Below are 17970 nucleotides of genomic sequence, written 5' to 3'. Positions count from 1 at the left end.
AGCAAGCCCCTTTTGGCATGCCCAAATGAGGGATACGTATTTCTTGGAGTCCGGTGTCCGGAGAAAATGTAATATTTTCGCGGGTAGCGGACTTTTTCGTTTTTTAAAATGCTCAGATGGGAGTGGGATGTATTCATGTCAGTGCAAGTTGCTGTAATTATGGGCAGTAAGTCCGATTGGGAAACGATGAAACATGCGTGCGAGGTGCTGGACGAGCTTGAGATTGGTTATGAAAAAAAGGTCGTCTCCGCACATCGTACACCGGATTTGATGTTTGAATATGCAGAACAGGCGATCGACCGCGGATTCAAGGTCATTATCGCAGGTGCAGGCGGAGCGGCTCATCTTCCAGGTATGGTGGCATCCAAAACGATGTTGCCCGTCATCGGTGTTCCGGTTCAATCCAAAGCATTGAACGGTCTCGATTCCTTGCTGTCCATTGTGCAGATGCCTGGCGGCATCCCGGTAGCCACGGTTGCGATTGGCAAAGCGGGTGCGACAAATGCAGGCTTGCTTGCGGCGCAGATCATTGGCGCATTTGACCCGGAGGTGCAGCGTCGCTCCGAAGCTCGCAGAGAACGGATTAAACAAGAAGTACTGGAAAGCAGTGATGAGCTATGAGTAACGAGGCAACTAGACAGGATATAGGAACAGGGCAAGAACAGCCTGTTTTATTACCTGGACATACAACAATCGGTATTCTTGGCGGCGGACAGCTTGGACGGATGATGACGCTAGCCGGAACGGCGATGGGGTATCGATTCGTGACGCTTGATCCAACACCGGATTCACCTTGTGGCCAGATTGCGAAACAGATTGAAGCCGGATACGACGATGTACAGGCAGCAAGAGAACTCGCGCAGCAATGCGATGTGATCACGTATGAATTCGAGAATGTGGATGCAGAAGTGGCGGCTTTACTAGAGCGTGAGTCGTATGTACCGCAAGGAAGTTCCCTTTTATACACAACCCAGCATCGCTTGCGTGAGAAACGTGCGATTGAAGCTGCCGGGGTAAGAGTTGCTCCATACCGCGAGATTACCAGTTTGGATACGATGAATGCTGCGGTGAGTGAACTAGGCGTTCCATGTGTGCTGAAAACAGTGACTGGCGGATATGACGGCAAAGGTCAGCGGGTGATCCGGGTCGCAGCGGAAGCTGAAGAGGCGTATCAAGAGCTTGCATCGACAGGAGCAGAGCTGGTGCTGGAGCAATTTATCAAGTTTGAATGCGAGATTTCGGTCGTTGTTGCTCGTAGCACGAATGGAGAGATCAAAACGTTCCCGCCTGCGGAGAACATTCATGTGAATAACATTTTGCATGCTTCGATCGTACCTGCGCGAGTGGCTACAGACATTCAACTGGAAGCACAGAAACTGGCCGCTGCAGTTGCCGAATCCCTGAAAGCTGTCGGATTGCTGGCGGTGGAACTGTTTGTAGCCGCTGACGGCAGACTGTATGTGAACGAGCTGGCTCCAAGGCCGCATAATTCCGGACACTACACGATGGAGGCCTGTTCCACATCACAGTTTGAACAACATATTCGTGCCATTTGCGGATTGCCGCTGGGGGATACAACGCTGTTAAGTCCCGTGGTTATGGTCAATGTGCTTGGTGAGCATCTGGAAGGAATCATCGCAAGAACAGGGCAACCTGATGAAGAGGCGATGGAACTCGGTGTTATCCCTAAGCTTCATATATATGGAAAGAGCGAAGCGAAGACAGGACGGAAGATGGGGCATGTAAACCTGCTCTGTCAGGATGCCCGAGAAGGATTGCAATGGATCGAACAAACTAATCTATGGAGGCATACAAATTCATGATTGAACGTTATAGCAGACCCGAAATGAGAGCCATCTGGACAGAAGAGAACAAATTCCAATCGTGGCTGGAAGTTGAAATTTGTGCATGCGAAGCATGGGCTGAGCTTGGAGTTATCCCGAAGGAAGAAGCAGCTTTGCTTCGCCAGAACGCTTCTTTTGACATTGATCGGATCTATGAGATCGAAAAGGAAACACGCCATGATGTCATTGCATTCACACGTACGGTATCGGAGAGCCTGGGTGCAGAGCGGAAATGGGTACACTACGGCCTGACTTCCACAGACGTGGTGGATACCGCACTGGGCTATGTACTGCGTCAAGCGAATGAAATTCTGGAGAAAGACATTATTAATTTCATTGAAATCTTGCGTGAAAAAGCACTGACATACCAGCATACGCCAATGATGGGACGTACGCATGGTGTACATGCAGAGCCAACAACTTTCGGATTGAAAATGGCGTTGTGGCATGAAGAGATGAAGCGTAACCTGGAGCGTTTCCGCCATGCAGCGGATGGCGTACAATTTGGTAAAATCTCCGGAGCTGTTGGAACGTATGCCAACATCGATCCATTTGTTGAAGAGTTTGTGTGTGAGAAGCTGGGTACCAAGCCTGCACCAATCTCGACGCAAACGTTGCAACGTGACCGTCACGCAGAGTACATGGCTACGTTGGCATTGATCGCAACTTCCCTGGACAAATTTGCTACAGAAGTACGTGCACTGCAGAAGAGTGAGTTCCGTGAAGTGGAAGAAGCCTTCGCCAAAGGTCAAAAAGGATCTTCCGCAATGCCACACAAGCGCAACCCGATCGGCAGTGAAAACATTTCTGGTCTGTCCCGTGTTATCCGCGGACACATGGTGTCTGCGTACGAGAACGTAACACTGTGGCATGAGCGCGACATCTCGCACTCTTCCGTAGAACGTGTCATTCTGCCAGACGCAACGATGTTGCTGAACTACATGCTCAACCGTTTCGGTAACATTGTGAAGAACTTGACTGTGTTCCCGGAAAATATGAAACGCAACATGGAACGTACCTTCGGCGTACCTTTCTCCGGTCGTGTTATGACCAAACTGATCGACAAAGGCTTCAGCCGTGAGCAAGCGTACGATACCGTTCAACCGCGTGCCATGCAAGCATGGGAAGAACAACGTCAGTTCCAGGACATCGTGAAGTCCACACCGGAAATCACAGCCGTGCTGAACGAAGAAGAAATTGCAGATGCATTTAACCCGTCCTGGCACCTGAAACATGTCGATACCATTTTCAAAAAACTCGGCTTGAATGACTAATATATATTCCAAATAGGCTAGAGAATCGAATAGTGGGCTAGCAGGGAACGCAGAGGACAGAAATACCCTACTAAAATTATAGGTTGATTATGTGTTCACGCTGTAACGGAGAAGGCAGAAAAAACCTGTAGAAGCGAAGCGTTCGCCTTTATCACCGAATTTTCCCCTTATACAATTGATCAGAAAAATTCGGGGATAACAGCGATCGGAAGGTTCTTCTGCATTTGGAGTGGCCCCGCGTGATGAGGGGAATTGGACGTATAATTTACATCTCCTGAAAGAAGGTGACCCCATGGCACTGTCCACGGCGGCAGATCTTGTTAAAGCACCTCTGTTGTATAAAGGAAAAGTACGCGAGTTGTACGATCTGGGTGAGCATTTTCTTATTGTGGTAACGGATCGCATCTCGGCATTTGATTATGTGCTTGACCCGGCGGTTCCAGAGAAAGGCAATGTGCTGAATCAACTCAGCAGCTTCTGGTTTGAACTGACAGGTAGCATGATGGAAAATCACGTGGTTCATACCGATGTGAGTCAGCTGGGCGATCTGGTCACCGAACCTGAATTGCTCAAAAACCGCATCATGGTTACACGCAAAGCCGAGCGCATCGATATTGAATGTGTGGTGCGCGGATACATTACTGGCGGCGGCTGGAGACAGTACGAGACAACCGGAGAAGTGAATGGAATCAAACTGCCGGAAGGTCTACGCAAAAATGCCAAGCTTGAAGTGCCCATCTTCACACCGGCTGCCAAAAATGACGTTGGTCATGACGAGGACATTCCGATGGAGCGTATGAAAGAGCTTGTCGGAGACGCCCTTGCCATTGAACTTCAGGAGAAAAGCTTGCGCCTCTATGAGTTCGCGCGTGATTACTGCGATCAGCGCGGTATCATTCTGGCAGACTGCAAATTCGAGTTTGGCATCGTGGACGGCAAGGTGATCCTGATTGATGAAATCTTCACCCCGGATGCCTCCCGCTTCTGGGCAAAAGAAAACTATGCTCTCGACATTGAGATCGACAGCATGGATAAAGAGCCCGTCCGTACCTATCTGGCAGGCACCGATTGGGACAAGAACAGCAAGCCTGACCCGCTTCCGCAAGAGGTCGTGGAAGCGACAACGGCAAGATACGTCGATATTTATAAACGTTTAACGAAATAATAAGTGGATGACGTTTGAGCACGGGCTTCGGGAAAGATTAAGTAGAGTGAAATTTGAGCGTGACTTCTGGAAAGTTTGGCTTTCGATCGCTGTTGCCCCCGGAATGTTTGGACTCGTATCCTTTTTTCAAAAGGACACATTCCGGTTGCAAAGGCGAGCACTTCGTTTCTCCAGCTCAAATCTTTCCCTCCGCCAGTGTTCAAACTGGTGGATGAGGTAATTAAGGCGCAGGCTTCACCAAGTATGAAGCCTGGCAATAATGTAATCTGAAAGACTGAAAATCATTGGTTACTAAAGGGATTTAAGACCTGTCTACGTTTGCGTGATTGGGCTGGTTCTATCGTTGCCACCGAAGCGAGCGTCCCAAGGCTACCGATTTTACTACCCACTGAGCAACGCAAAGGGTTTAGGCCTTTAAAAAAATTAGCGCCGCAGGATGGGGCGTAGGGGTGGAATGGTTCACGAAGGAGCGAAGCGTCCGCCTTTGTTCCCGGGTTTTGACCGCAGCGCGGGCCAAAACGAATCCAAAAAACCGGGGAACAACCAGCGGCCGGAGGAACCATCCACACCGAAGCGAGCGTCCCAAGGCCACCGTTTTACTACCCACTGAGCAACGCAAAGGGTATAGGACTTTAAAAAAATTAGCGCCGCAGGATGGGGCGTAGGGGTGGAATGGTTCACGAAGGAGCGAAGCGTCCGCCTTTGTTCCCGGGTTTTGACCGCAGCGCGGGCCAAAACGAATCCAAAAAACCGGGGAACAACCAGCGGCCGGAGGAACCATCCATACCGAAGCGGGCGTCCCAAGGCCACCGTTTTACTACCCGCCGTGCAGCGCAAAGGGTATAGGCCTTTAAAAAAAATTAGCGCCGCAGGATGGGGCGTAGGGGTGGAATGGTTCACGAAGGAGCGAAGCGTCCGCCTTTGTTCCCGGGTTTTGACCGCAGCGCGGGCCAAAACGAATCCAAAAAACCGGGGAACAACCAGCGGCTGGAGGAACCATCCACACCGAAGCGAGGTCCCAAGGCATCACCTGTTTTACTACCCGCCGAGCAACGCAAAGGGTTTAGGCCTTTAAAAAAATTAGCGCCGCAGAATGGGGCGCAGGGGTGGAATGGTTCACGAAGGAGCGAAGCGTCCGCCTTTGTTCCCGGGTTTTGACCGCAGCGCGGGCCAAAACGAATCAAAAACCGGGGAACAACCAGCGGCCGGAGGAACCATCCACACCGAAGCGAGCGTCCCAAGGCCACAGCACTTTTTTTAACAGCATAAAGCATTTATCCCGTTCATTACTGAGGAGGAACATACAGATCATGATCAAAGCAACCGTATATGTCACTATTAAACAAAGCGTACTCGACCCGCAAGGCGTAGCTGTTCAAGGAGCCCTGCATTCCATGGGATTCAACGAAGTGGAAAGTGTACGGATCGGTAAAGTCATGGAACTGAATCTGGATACAACAGATCGTGTGGAAGCGGAAAAACGATTGAAAGTGATGTGTGAGAAGCTGCTCGCCAACACCGTTGTTGAAGATTACCGCTACGAATTGGAGGGTTAATCTCATGAAATTTGCAGTTCTTGTGTTCCCTGGCTCCAACTGCGACATCGACTGTTACAAAGCAGTAGAGGATGCGATTGGACAAGAGGTTGATTATGTATGGCATACGGCTACGGACTTGTCCGCGTATGATTGCATTCTGGTTCCCGGTGGATTCTCGTACGGAGACTACTTGCGTTGCGGAGCAATTTCCCGTTTCGCACCGGTAATGAACGAAGTGGCTAAAGCTGCAGAGCAAGGCAAATATGTACTGGGTATCTGTAACGGATTCCAGATCCTGACGGAAGCAGGTCTGCTCCCGGGAGCGTTGATCCGTAACACGTCGCTGAAATTCCGCTGTCATGACACGGTATTGAAAGTGGCTAACGCAGACACACCATTCACACGTGACTACGCACCGGGCGAAGAGATTGTCATTCCGATTGCTCACGGTGAAGGCAACTATTATTGTGACGAAGCAACACTGGCAAGTTTGCAAGCAAACAATCAGATTGTATTCACATATGGTAGCAACCCGAACGGTTCCCTGGGGGATATCGCGGGAATTTGTAACGAAGCAGGCAATGTAGTGGGCATGATGCCGCACCCGGAGCGTGCAGTGGATTCACTGTTCGGTTCGGAAGACGGCAAACGGATGTTTACATCAATTTTGAAAGCATGGAGGGATCGGCATGACGCAGCAGCTATCCGCTAAGGAGCCAACAGCAGAACAGGTCGCAGAACATAAACTTTACGCACAGATGGGCGTGTCTGACAGCGAGTATGAGCTGATCTGTGAGTTCATGGGCCGCAAGCCAAACTACACGGAAATTGGTGTATTCAGCGTTATGTGGTCTGAGCACTGCGCATACAAAAACTCCAAGCCACTCTTGCGTCGTTTCCCGACAAGTGGTCCGCGTGTCCTGATGGGACCGGGTGAAGGTGCCGGAATCGTGGATATCGGTGACAACCAAGCCGTTGTTTTCAAAATTGAAAGCCATAACCACCCTTCCGCGGTAGAACCTTATCAAGGGGCGGCAACAGGCGTAGGCGGCATTATCCGTGATATTTTCTCCATGGGTGCAAGACCGGTAGCGCTACTCAACTCCCTTCGTTTCGGTAAGCTGGAGAGCGAGCGCGTAAAATATTTGTTTGAGCATGTGGTAGCGGGTATTGCGGGATACGGTAACTGTATCGGGATTCCGACCGTTGCAGGTGAAGTGATGTTTGATGAGAGTTATGAAGGCAATCCGCTCGTGAATGCCATGTGCGTGGGTCTGATCGATCATGACAAAATCCAGCGCGGTGTAGCCAAAGGTGTAGGTAACCCGGTGTATTACGTTGGGCCACCAACGGGTCGTGACGGTATCCACGGTGCAACGTTTGCTTCCGTTGAGCTGACCGAAGAATCCGAGTCCCAGCGTACTGCCGTTCAAGTCGGTGACCCGTTCATGGAGAAGCTGGTTATGGAATCCTGTCTGGAATTGATCGATACGGGCATCGTGCTCGGTATTCAAGACATGGGTGCGGCAGGTCTGACATGCTCCAGTGCGGAGATGGCAAGTAAAGCAGGTAACGGTCTGGAGTTGTATCTGGATCAGGTGCCACAGCGTGAAGAAGGCATGACACCTTACGAGATGATGCTTTCGGAGTCTCAGGAGCGGATGCTGTTTGTCGTTGAGCCGAAGGATGAAGCGCAGGCGATGGAAATCTTTGAACGTTGGGGTGTCATCTGTGCCAAAGTCGGTAAAGTTACAGACGATGGTCGCCTGAAGCTGATCCACCATGGCGAAGTGGTTGGCGATATGCCTGTAACGGCTTTGGTTGACGAGTGTCCGGTATATGACAAGCCATCTTCCGTACCAGCTTATTATGAGGCAAGTGCTTCCATCGACACGCTTCGTTATGACGAGGTGTCGGATCTCGGCGGTGCATTGAAACAAGTGCTGGCTTCCCCGACGGTGGCGAGCAAAAAATGGGTTTACGATCAATACGACTACATGGTGCGTACAAGCACAGCCGTACGTCCAGGTTCGGATGCAGCAGTGGTGACGATTCGTGGAACGCGCAAAGGTCTTGCGATGACAACGGACTGTAACGGTCGTTACGTGTACCTTGATCCTGAGGTGGGCGGACGTATCGCCGTGAGTGAAGCAGCGCGGAATATCGTATGTTCCGGTGCGGAGCCACTGGCAATTACGGATAACCTGAACTTCGGTAACCCGGAGAAACCGGATATTTTCTGGCAGATGGAAAAAGCCGTGGACGGTATGGCGGAAGCTTGCCGTGTGCTGGATACACCAGTCATCGGTGGTAACGTGAGTTTGTACAATGAAAACGCCAAAGGCTCCATCTATCCAACGCCAGTGGTCGGTATGGTAGGTCTCGTTCATGATACGGATCATATCACGACACAAGCATTCAAATCCGAAGGAGATGTCATCATGCTCCTCGGTGAAACCAAAGCGGAACTCGGCGGTAGCGAGCTGCAATACGCCGTTCACGGCGTAACAGAAGGCCGTCCGCCTGAGCTTGACCTGAACACGGAGAAGGCGTTGCTCAGCACGGTGCTGGAAGCTATCCAATCCGGGCTTGTCCGCTCCGCGCATGACTTGTCCGAAGGTGGTCTGGCCGTTGCATTGGCAGAGTCCTGCATCAGCGGTAACGTGGGCGCACAAGTGAATGTAGAGACTGCTCTGCGTGCAGATCATGCTCTGTTCAGTGAGAGCCAATCCCGTATTTTGCTGTCGGCTTCGCCGGAGCAAGCGAGTAAGCTGGAAGCTTTCGTACGTGAACGCGGAGTGCCAGCAGCTGTGATCGGACGTGTTGAAGGAAGTAACCTGACGATTGAATTGAACGGAACATCAGCCGTGAACGAACCTGTAGGAGGTTTGGCTAAGGTCTGGGAGGATGCGATTCCATGTCTCATGAACTGATGACGGAACCGTTGTGGACAGGCGATTATTATAACGAAGGGTCCGGCAAGGAAGGACTCGACAAATTAAAGGAAGAATGCGGCGTATTCGGGGTGTATCGGCACCCTGATGCGGCTTCCCTTTCCTACTACGGTCTGCATGCACTGCAGCATCGCGGGGAAGAAAGTGCAGGTATGTGTGTAAGCGACGGCACACAATTTAACTATCACCGCGGTATGGGACTGGTGAAAGAAGTGTTCACTAAAGACCTGATGCAGACACTGACAGGTGATATCAGCATAGGCCACGTACGTTATTCCACGAGTGGGGATAGCAAGCTGACGAATGCACAGCCGCTGGTTTTTAAATATCGCGATGGTGACTTGGCCGTTGCAACGAACGGCAACATCGTAAATGCACCAACGATCCGGCGTGAGCTGGAGCAGAGCGGTTCTATTTTTCAGACGACGAGTGACACTGAAGTTATTGCTCACTTGATTGCACGTTCTTCGAAAGGTCTTGTAGAGGCGGCAAAGGACGCATTCCAGCGTATTGTCGGTGGTTATGCCTTTCTGATCATGACAAATGATAAGCTACTGGTTGCTTCTGACCCGCATGGACTTCGTCCACTGACGATGGGTAAGCTTGGGGATGCATACCTGTTCGCGTCTGAAACTTGTGCACTTGAAACCATCGGCGCAGAGCTGATTCGCGATATTGAGCCAGGGGAACTGCTTGTGCTGGATGCAGATGGCTTGCATGAGGATCGTTTTGATCATCATAAACACCGCAAGGCGCTCTGTGCGATGGAATATATTTATTTTGCTCGACCTGATAGTGATATGAACGGAGCGAACCAGCATGCTGCGCGGAAACGCATGGGCAGCCGGATGGCCATTGAATCGTTTGTGGATGCGGACTTGGTTACGGGGGTACCAGATTCCAGCATCTCGGCGGCGATTGGATACGCTGAACAGACCGGTATTCCATATGAGATGGGCATGATCAAAAATAAATACACCGGACGTACATTTATCCAGCCAAGCCAGGAGTTGCGTGAGCAGGGCGTGAAGATGAAGCTCAGCGCCGTGCGCCGTGTCGTGGAAGGCAAACGTGTAGTGATGATCGATGACTCGATCGTACGTGGGACAACATCCCGCCGGATTGTGAATATGCTGCGTGACGCAGGGGCAACGGAAGTGCATGTGCGGATTACTTCGCCGCCATTCAAGAATCCGTGCTTCTATGGTATTGATACACCGGATAGCCGTGAATTGATTGCTTCCTCTCTGTCGGTTGAAGAGATTTGCCGCGAGATCAATGCGGACTCCCTGGCGTTCCTCAGCCCGGATGGACTGATTTCTTCGATTCAAGGGGACAATCAGGATGACTACAAGGGCGGACTATGCCTGGCATGCTTCGATAATGACTATCCGACGCGTCTTGACTTCGACGGTGAAGAGAAGTTTGGCTGCAGCTGTTAGGAGGTAGGCTTATGGGCAGAAAAAGCTATAATGAGGGCGATATTTTTTTGATTCCAATGCATGATGGACGGTTTGCCGTGTGTCAGGTGATATGTGCACTGAGAGACCGCTTCAAAAAGGCATTTTCGTTCGGCGTGATGAGCATTCAGCGTGACGAAACCGTAAGTTTGGAAGACGGCGAATTCCTTGTCTATAAGTATGGTAAACGTACTAGCAACGTGATCTTCACGTCACCCAAGCTGCTGAAGGATGGCACATGGAGCATTGTTGGTAACATCCCGCTGACTCCGGCGAAAAAAGAACTGCAAGTATTCCAGTGTGCCGGTGGGGTATACAACGGTGACGAATTCATTCGAATGGTTCCACCGGAAGAGTACAGTCAGTACATTACAATGGGTGTAGCTGGATTTGAGTTGGTACAGAATCATCTCTTAGAGATGAGCAACAACAATTAATGAGTTAGACTTTTCATAGGTTATTCTGTCATCGGAGTGTGCGGTGTAAATATTTTCAGCTCGATTTATACAAGATACGAAGGGTGTGAGGGTTGTGTCCGAAGCATATAAAAAGGCCGGCGTCGATATCGCGGCAGGGAATGAAGCGGTTGAACGGATGAAAAAACACGTAAAGCGTACCTTCCGTCCGGAAGTGATGACGGATTTGGGCGGATTTGGTGCCCTGTTCGGATTGAACAAAGATAAATATGATGAGCCGGTTCTGGTTTCCGGTACAGATGGTGTGGGAACCAAGCTGAAAATCGCATTTGCGATGGACCGTCATGACACGATTGGTATCGACGCAGTAGCCATGTGTGTCAATGATATCGTTGTTCAAGGAGCGGAGCCGCTCTTTTTCCTGGACTACCTCGCTTGCGATAAGGTTATCCCGGAGAAGATTGAGGCGATCGTTGCGGGTATCGCGGAAGGCTGTCATCAGTCCGGCTGCGCGCTCATCGGCGGTGAAACGGCTGAGATGCCGGGAATGTACAGTGAAGGTGAGTATGATATCGCAGGTTTCACCGTGGGTATCGTGGATAAAGCAAAAATCATCAATGGCACAACTATCGCACCTGGAGATACGGTGATCGGCCTCGCTTCCAGCGGCGTGCATAGCAACGGATTTTCTCTGGTTCGCAGATTGTTGCTTGAAGAAGCTGGCCTGGATTTGCATTCCGAAGTGACGGAGCTGGGTGGCAAACTGGGCGATGCCTTGCTGGAGCCAACGAAAATTTATGTAAAACCATTACTGTCCCTGCTGGAGAATGTCAAAGTTAAAGGGATGGCGCACATCACGGGCGGTGGATTTATTGAAAATATACCGCGTATGTTACCAAGCGACGTGAACGTAGATATCGATTATGGTTCATGGCCGGTCTTGCCAATCTTTAATCTTTTACAGCAAAAAGGCGATGTATCGAACCGTGATATGTTCACGACGTTTAACATGGGGATCGGACTTGTCTTGGTTGTGAACGAAGCGGATGCAACAAAAGCATTGGAGCAACTGAAAGCATCTGGTGAAGAAGCGTACATCATCGGCCGTGTAACTGAAGGAGATGCGCGAGTAACCTTCACGGGAGCGGATGTTTAATGACGAACTACCGTATTGCTGTATTTGCCTCAGGGACCGGAAGCAACTTTCAGTCTCTGGTTGATGCGGCACGGAATGGTCATTTGGGTGCATCGGTGGAATTACTCGTCTGTGATAAACCTGCTGCACGCGTTGTGCAGCGCGCACAGGATGCAGGGGTAGACTGCCATCTGTTTACGCCCAAAGCGTATGATTCGCGTGAAGCATACGAGGCAGAAATTATCGAAGTGCTTGAATCCAAACAGATTGATCTGGTTGTGTTAGCAGGTTATATGAGACTTCTAACCTCAGTGATGGTGGAGCGTTACGCGGGTCGACTGATCAACATTCATCCATCGCTACTCCCGGCCTTTGCCGGCAAAGATGCAATTGGACAAGCACTTGATTATGGTGTGAAAGTGACAGGTGTAACCGTTCATTTTGTGGACGGCGGCATGGATACGGGGCCAATCATTGCCCAGCATCCTGTGCCAGTTCAGCCAGGGGATACGGCGGAAACGATTAGCCAAGCTATTCATGCAGCCGAACAGCAGTTATATCCTGAAGTGGTATCCTGGTTCGCGCAAGGTCTGGTCCAATTAAACGGACGCTACGTCACCGTGAACAAACCGGTTTGATATAAGTTGAGATTTTTTCCACACATGAACGGAGAGAACAGAAATAAGCTGGAGAAGCGAAGCGTTCGGCTGAAAGCTTTCTGAAAGAAAGCTGCATCGGAAGCATAAGCTTATTACTTGATTTTTTCCTTGAGAAAAGGGATTCAAAAAATCTGGGGATAACAGCTACTCTCAAGGTTGTTCTGCCATCGTAGTGTCCGGTGTAAACACCCTGGTTCAACTTATATAACAGAAGTCGAAAATTGGTACGCATATTGTGATATTTCTCGGGAAATAAATCAGCAGTGTTTCGTCAGGAAACGCGAAGCTTATGGGATAATAAAGGAGGAGCATATTGTGAGTATCAAAAGAGCGCTGGTCAGCGTATCGGATAAAACAGGCATCGTGGACTTTTGCCGCGAGCTGTCGCAAATGGGTGTGGAGATTATTTCGACAGGAGGTACAAGCAGCCTGCTGTCGAAGGAAGGCGTACCTGTCATCGGAATTTCGGACGTAACCGGATTCCCTGAAATTATGGACGGACGTGTCAAAACATTGCATCCGGCAGTTCACAGCGGTTTGCTCGCTGTTCGTGATAACGAAGAGCATACACGCCAAATGCAAGAGCTTGGTCTCGGTTACATCGATCTGGTCGTTGTAAATCTGTATCCTTTCCAGGAAACCATCGCTAAACCGGATGTAGCCTATGAAGATGCGATTGAAAACATCGATATCGGTGGGCCAACGATGCTGCGTTCTGCGGCTAAAAACCATGCTTTTGTTAGCGTTGTTGTTGATGCGGCCGACTACAGCCAAGTGCTGGAGGAAGTTCGTAGCGGCGGAGATACAACGCTGGAAACTCGCAAACGGCTTGCGGCAAAAGTGTTCCGCCATACGGCGGCTTACGATGCACTCATCTCCGATTATCTTTCCAACGTTAATGGCGATCCGCTACCAGAGCGTCTGACCGTTACTTACGAAAAACTCCAGGATTTGCGCTACGGCGAAAATCCACACCAACAAGCTGCATTCTACCGCAAACCACTCGCTGCACAGGATACATTGACTACAGCCGAGCAACTACACGGTAAAGAGTTGTCCTACAACAATATCAACGATGCCAACGCAGCACTGCAGATCGTTAAAGAATTTGAAGAGCCAGCAGTCGTTGCCGTGAAACATATGAATCCTTGTGGTGTAGGTATTGGCGAAAGCATCTATGAAGCCTATAGCAAAGCCTATGCTGCTGACCCAACATCGATTTTTGGCGGTATCGTGGCGGCAAACCGCATTATCGACAGCGATACGGCGAACAAGCTTAGCGAGATTTTCCTGGAAATCGTACTTGCACCTGACTTTACCCAAGAAGCACTGGATATCCTGACGAAAAAGAAAAACATTCGTTTGCTCAAAACGGGCGAGCTGAGTGCGGCTCGTAACCGTGAAAGCCAATTCGTGGTGACGTCGATTGACGGCGGCATGATCGTACAACAATCGGACGTACACTCCATTGAAGCGAGTGAACTTAATGTGGTAACCGATCGTGCACCTTCTGATGAAGAAATGAAGCAACTTTTGTTTGGCTGGAAAGTGGTTAAACACGTGAAATCCAACGCGATTGTACTTGCTGCGAACGACATGACGGTAGGTGTAGGTGCGGGACAAATGAACCGTGTCGGTGCTGCCAAAATTGCAATTGAGCAAGCCGGTGAGCAGGCAAAAGGTGCTATTCTTGCTTCCGATGCATTCTTCCCGATGGGTGATACACTTGAGTTGGCAGCAAAAGCTGGTATTACAGCAGTCATTCAGCCAGGCGGCTCGATCAAAGACGAAGAGTCCATCAAAGTAGCCAATGAATACGGCATCGCCATGGTATTCACAGGCGTACGTCATTTTAAACACTAGGACAAGTAATAAGCAGGTTGAAGAGTTAAAGACCGAACAGAGGTCTTTAACTCTTCATCAAACAAAAGTGGCAAGTGTTATAAAGGGGTGTCACCTGTCATGCTGATGACGTACGGGGCACTCCTTTTTTCAGGAAATAGATCAATTTAAAATAGTGCACTTCATGTGTTTGAAGAGTAGGAACATTACAATCCAGTAAAGCGTGGAGGGGAACAGACGAATGGATATTTTGGTAGTCGGCGGCGGCGGCCGCGAACATGCAATTATCTGGGCACTCGCAAAAAGTCCAAAGGCAGGCAAAATTCATTGCGCACCCGGGAATGCGGGCATTGCACAGCTGGCGGAGTGTCACCCGATTGCGGTACATGAATTTGATAAACTCAAAGCTCTGGCAGTTGAACTAAAAGTAGACCTCGTCGTCATTGGACCGGATGACCCGCTGGCAGACGGCATTGTAGACGCATTTGACTCGACAGGCATTCCGGTCTTCGGTCCGCGTCGTAATGCAGCGGAAATCGAAGGCAGCAAAACATTTATGAAGGATCTGCTACACAAATACAATATCCCTACGGCTGCATATGAGAAGTTCGACAACTACGAGCAGGCTCAAACCTATCTGGATGAGCAAGCGATTCCGATTGTCATTAAAGCGGACGGACTCGCTGCAGGTAAAGGGGTCACCGTTGCATACTCCCGTGAAGAGGCGAATCAGGCCCTTCGCAGCATTATGGTCGATAAGGTGTTTGGTGAAGCAGGAGCCAAAGTCATTATCGAAGAATTCCTTGCAGGACAGGAAATGTCGATCCTGGCCTTTGTCGATGGTGAGACGGTTCGTCCGATGGCTGCTGCGCAGGATCACAAACCTGTGTTCGACAATGATCAAGGACCTAATACGGGCGGCATGGGTACATACTCGCCGCTTCCACATATTCCAACTTCTATCATTGAAGAAGCGATTGAAACTATCATCAAACCAACAGCGAAAGCAATGGTATCAGAGGGCCGTCCATTCCGTGGGGTATTGTTCGCGGGTTTGATGATCTCCCCGGATGGCAAACCCAAAACAATCGAGTTCAACGCACGTTTTGGAGACCCAGAAACACAGGTGGTGCTACCACGTTTGAAAACGGATCTGCTCGACATTTTCTGGGCAACCGTTCATGGTAAGCTGGCTGATCTGGAGATTGAATGGAGCGAAGAAGCCGCTGTATGTGTCGTGCTTGCTTCAGGCGGATATCCGGGCCCTTATGCCAAAGGTGTTGTGATTGAGGGACTGGATCAAGCCCGAGAGGCTGTTGTGTTCCATGCGGGAACAGCGCGTAATGAAGCTGGGGAATGGGTGACAAACGGCGGACGTATTCTCGGTGTTGTAGGCCTAGGTACTGACATTGCAGAAGCAAGAGCCAAAGCGTATGCTCAGGCAGAGCACATTCAATTTGAAGGCAAACATCAACGCTCCGACATTGCAGCCAAAGCCTTGGTGTAAGAATTAAAATCAGCCCGTAGGATCGGTACCGCAAGGTATTTGCATCCTGCGGGCTTTTTGCGCGTATTTAAATATATCATGTGTAAAAAAGACGGTTACATTCCTTTACAAACCTGCGCGAGAATAACGTTTAGCTGCTACGAAAGTGAACATCTGAATCTGTTTAATAGCCAAATGGAACGGGTAGTATTTCAGTAAACTGCACTATTCTAATAAAGTGGAAAGATTCATTCACAGATACGGAAGAAGCCACGAAAAAGGAAGACACATAGATCATAGGAAACTCACCTGTTTGGCAGGATCACGCTGGTTAAAATACCAGAGGATAACATACATATAGACTATTCTGTGAACAATAGACTGCAAGCTTGTGCCAAACCATAACGTGCAACTGGATGGTTTGGAGCAAAACATGATATACTTTTCGGAAACAGGAATCGATACGTTGGGAGGTGGATATCTATTGGGTAGGCGATATTGTAAATTGTCCAAATGGAGAATCTAGATGGAGTTGATCAAGGAACAATGGACAGCATGAGGGGTAACCCGTTTTGATTGAAGTCGTTTCTACACGTCATGGGCGTTATTGACTTCATCTTGGATTCCTGTTTTAGATTTACAAGGTCACAGAATGACTTATACAGAATGGATCACGAACTGATTTTTATATATGTTAAGTAGCGTTTTATTCGTCACTGGCTCTTGGCATCGCACATTTAACAGCGCATGAACCGTTAACGGCATGAACGTTAATGCATTACGCTGTAACTATCTTTGGAGGTGAATCCCTGAGAATCGGGGAAGTCTTTGGACATAATTACCATATTGAATATCGCATTACTTATCATCTTGATTGTACTGACCGCATTTTTCGTTGCGTCGGAGTTTGCTGTTGTGAAGATTCGTACATCAAGGGTGGATCAACTGGTTGCCGAAGGCAATAAAAAGGCAGTGCTCGCCAAAAAGGTCGTCTCGGATCTGGATTATTATCTATCTGCCTGCCAGCTGGGGATTACCGTTACGGCTCTGGGACTCGGGGCGTTGGGTAAACCGACCGTGGAGAGATTATTGTATCCGGTGTTTAGCTATTTGGATGTACCTGCCTCGGCCTCGGCGATAGCTTCTTATGCGATAGCTTTTATACTCGTTACGTTTTTGCATGTCGTTGTTGGTGAGATGGCACCCAAAACGTTGGCGATTCAATTTTCCGAAAAATTAACCTTGTTACTCTCGCCGCCGCTGTACTGGTTTGGTAAAATCATGTATCCGTTCATCTGGGCACTTAATGGTGCATCGCGTGTAATCCTGCGTGGATTCGGTGTAAAGCCTGCCGGGCATGATCAAGCCTATTCCGAGGACGAGATTAAGATCATTATGAACCAGAGCTATGAAGGCGATGAGAGTAACAAGACCAAGCTTTCCTATTTGGAAAATGTTTTTGTGTTCGACGAACGTGATGCGAAAGACATCATGGTTCCGCGTACCGAACTGATTACACTGAATCAGGATATGACGTATGACGATATCATTCCTATATTGGATGAACATAACTACTCCAGATATCCCGTGATCGAGGATGGAGATAAAGACCGTATTATCGGTGTTGTGAACGTGAAGAAGATTTTGCCGGACATGGTTGCGACCCGGGCACATCAATTGAGTGAATTCGTGCGTGAGATTCCGTTCGTATCGGAAGTCACTTCCATTCAGGATGCGATGATCAAAATGCAGCAGGAACGTGTTCATATGGCTGTCGTCGTGGATGAGTACGGCGGTACTTCGGGAATCATTACGATGGAGGATATCCTAGAAGAGCTGGTCGGCGAGATCCGGGATGAGTTCGATGCGGATGAAGTAGCGGACATTCAGGAAACCGGGGAAAACCAGTATTTGATTAGTGGCCGTGTACTTCTGGATGAACTGGAGCGTCAATTCGGCATTGTATTCGAGGGGAATGAAGAGATGGATACGGTTGCCGGATGGATTCAGTACCAGAAGGGTGTCGGTGTGGAAAAAGGAGATACCGTTGAACACGGCGACTATGTCTGGACGGTTGTGGATGCCGAGAACTATCACATCAAGCAGGTGCTGCTTGAGCGTGTGAGTGGTACTGAGGCCCAAGAACCTGCAAGCGATTTGGCTTAACATTTCAAAACTTAATGGAGGTGAATCCCTC

At 49.5% G+C, this 17970-nt stretch carries 17 protein-coding genes; all 17 read left to right on the top strand.

Annotation, left to right across the window (positions count from 1 at the left end):
* Window positions 1-135: 135 nt before the first annotated feature.
* The 17 genes from purE (at window position 136) to FS818_RS25200 (ending at window position 17939) form a co-directional block, all read left to right on the top strand.
* Window positions 136-621: a 5-(carboxyamino)imidazole ribonucleotide mutase gene (purE, locus tag FS818_RS25270; RefSeq protein ID WP_090923373.1), complete on the top strand. Its 486-nt coding sequence runs from the start codon at window positions 136-138 to the stop codon at window positions 619-621.
* Window positions 618-1823, top strand: coding sequence for a 5-(carboxyamino)imidazole ribonucleotide synthase (purK, locus tag FS818_RS25265; RefSeq protein WP_145335840.1), 1206 nt, complete (start codon window positions 618-620; stop codon window positions 1821-1823). The genes purE and purK overlap by 4 nt, the downstream gene beginning before the upstream one ends.
* Window positions 1820-3118 (top strand): adenylosuccinate lyase, encoded by a 1299-nt coding sequence (gene purB / locus FS818_RS25260; RefSeq protein ID WP_145335839.1) that lies wholly within the window; start codon window positions 1820-1822, stop codon window positions 3116-3118. Before purK ends, purB begins: the two co-directional genes overlap by 4 nt.
* Before the next feature lie 292 nt (window positions 3119-3410).
* A complete protein-coding gene (locus FS818_RS25255) occupies window positions 3411-4283 on the top strand; it encodes a phosphoribosylaminoimidazolesuccinocarboxamide synthase (RefSeq protein WP_145335836.1) in 873 nt (290 codons plus the stop codon).
* A 454-nt stretch (window positions 4284-4737) separates the two neighbouring features.
* Window positions 4738-4893 (top strand): hypothetical protein, encoded by a 156-nt coding sequence (locus FS818_RS28985; RefSeq protein WP_186375600.1) that lies wholly within the window; start codon window positions 4738-4740, stop codon window positions 4891-4893.
* Window positions 4894-4955: 62 nt separating this feature from the next.
* A complete protein-coding gene (locus FS818_RS28980; RefSeq protein ID WP_186375599.1) occupies window positions 4956-5129 on the top strand; it encodes a hypothetical protein in 174 nt (57 codons plus the stop codon).
* A 45-nt stretch (window positions 5130-5174) separates the two neighbouring features.
* A complete protein-coding gene (locus FS818_RS25250) occupies window positions 5175-5441 on the top strand; it encodes a hypothetical protein (RefSeq protein WP_145335834.1) in 267 nt (88 codons plus the stop codon).
* A gap of 152 nt (window positions 5442-5593) precedes the next feature.
* Window positions 5594-5839 carry a phosphoribosylformylglycinamidine synthase subunit PurS gene (gene purS / locus FS818_RS25245; protein WP_090923368.1) on the top strand — a complete coding sequence of 82 codons (246 nt, stop codon included), beginning with the start codon at window positions 5594-5596 and terminating at the stop codon, window positions 5837-5839.
* 4 nt (window positions 5840-5843) lie between these two features.
* Window positions 5844-6533: a phosphoribosylformylglycinamidine synthase subunit PurQ gene (gene purQ / locus FS818_RS25240; RefSeq protein ID WP_145335832.1), complete on the top strand. Its 690-nt coding sequence runs from the start codon at window positions 5844-5846 to the stop codon at window positions 6531-6533.
* A complete protein-coding gene (gene purL / locus FS818_RS25235; RefSeq protein ID WP_145335830.1) occupies window positions 6511-8754 on the top strand; it encodes a phosphoribosylformylglycinamidine synthase subunit PurL in 2244 nt (747 codons plus the stop codon). Before purQ ends, purL begins: the two co-directional genes overlap by 23 nt.
* Window positions 8739-10217 (top strand): amidophosphoribosyltransferase, encoded by a 1479-nt coding sequence (purF, locus tag FS818_RS25230; protein WP_145335828.1) that lies wholly within the window; start codon window positions 8739-8741, stop codon window positions 10215-10217. Before purL ends, purF begins: the two co-directional genes overlap by 16 nt.
* Window positions 10218-10228: 11 nt before the next feature.
* Complete coding sequence (locus tag FS818_RS25225) at window positions 10229-10672, top strand: immunity 26/phosphotriesterase HocA family protein (RefSeq protein ID WP_145335826.1); 444 nt, start codon at window positions 10229-10231, stop codon at window positions 10670-10672.
* A gap of 94 nt (window positions 10673-10766) precedes the next feature.
* Window positions 10767-11807, top strand: coding sequence for a phosphoribosylformylglycinamidine cyclo-ligase (purM, locus tag FS818_RS25220; RefSeq protein ID WP_145335825.1), 1041 nt, complete (start codon window positions 10767-10769; stop codon window positions 11805-11807).
* Window positions 11807-12424, top strand: coding sequence for a phosphoribosylglycinamide formyltransferase (gene purN, locus FS818_RS25215; protein WP_145335822.1), 618 nt, complete (start codon window positions 11807-11809; stop codon window positions 12422-12424). The genes purM and purN overlap by 1 nt, the downstream gene beginning before the upstream one ends.
* Before the next feature lie 336 nt (window positions 12425-12760).
* Entirely contained in the window at window positions 12761-14308 is a 1548-nt protein-coding gene (purH, locus tag FS818_RS25210) for a bifunctional phosphoribosylaminoimidazolecarboxamide formyltransferase/IMP cyclohydrolase (RefSeq protein ID WP_145335820.1), read from the top strand.
* Between the two features lie 220 nt (window positions 14309-14528).
* Window positions 14529-15794, top strand: a complete 1266-nt coding sequence (purD, locus tag FS818_RS25205) for a phosphoribosylamine--glycine ligase (RefSeq protein ID WP_145335818.1) — start codon at window positions 14529-14531, stop codon at window positions 15792-15794.
* Between the two features lie 807 nt (window positions 15795-16601).
* On the top strand, window positions 16602-17939 hold the full coding sequence (locus FS818_RS25200) for a hemolysin family protein (protein ID WP_145335816.1): 1338 nt from the start codon (window positions 16602-16604) through the stop codon (window positions 17937-17939).
* Window positions 17940-17970: the final 31 nt, after the last annotated feature.

Source organism: Paenibacillus xylanexedens (genome assembly GCF_007680605.1).
Lineage (GTDB): Bacteria > Bacillota > Bacilli > Paenibacillales > Paenibacillaceae > Paenibacillus > Paenibacillus xylanexedens_B.
Note: the sequence above shows the minus strand (reverse complement) of the source record. Positions and strands in the feature narration are given on the sequence as shown.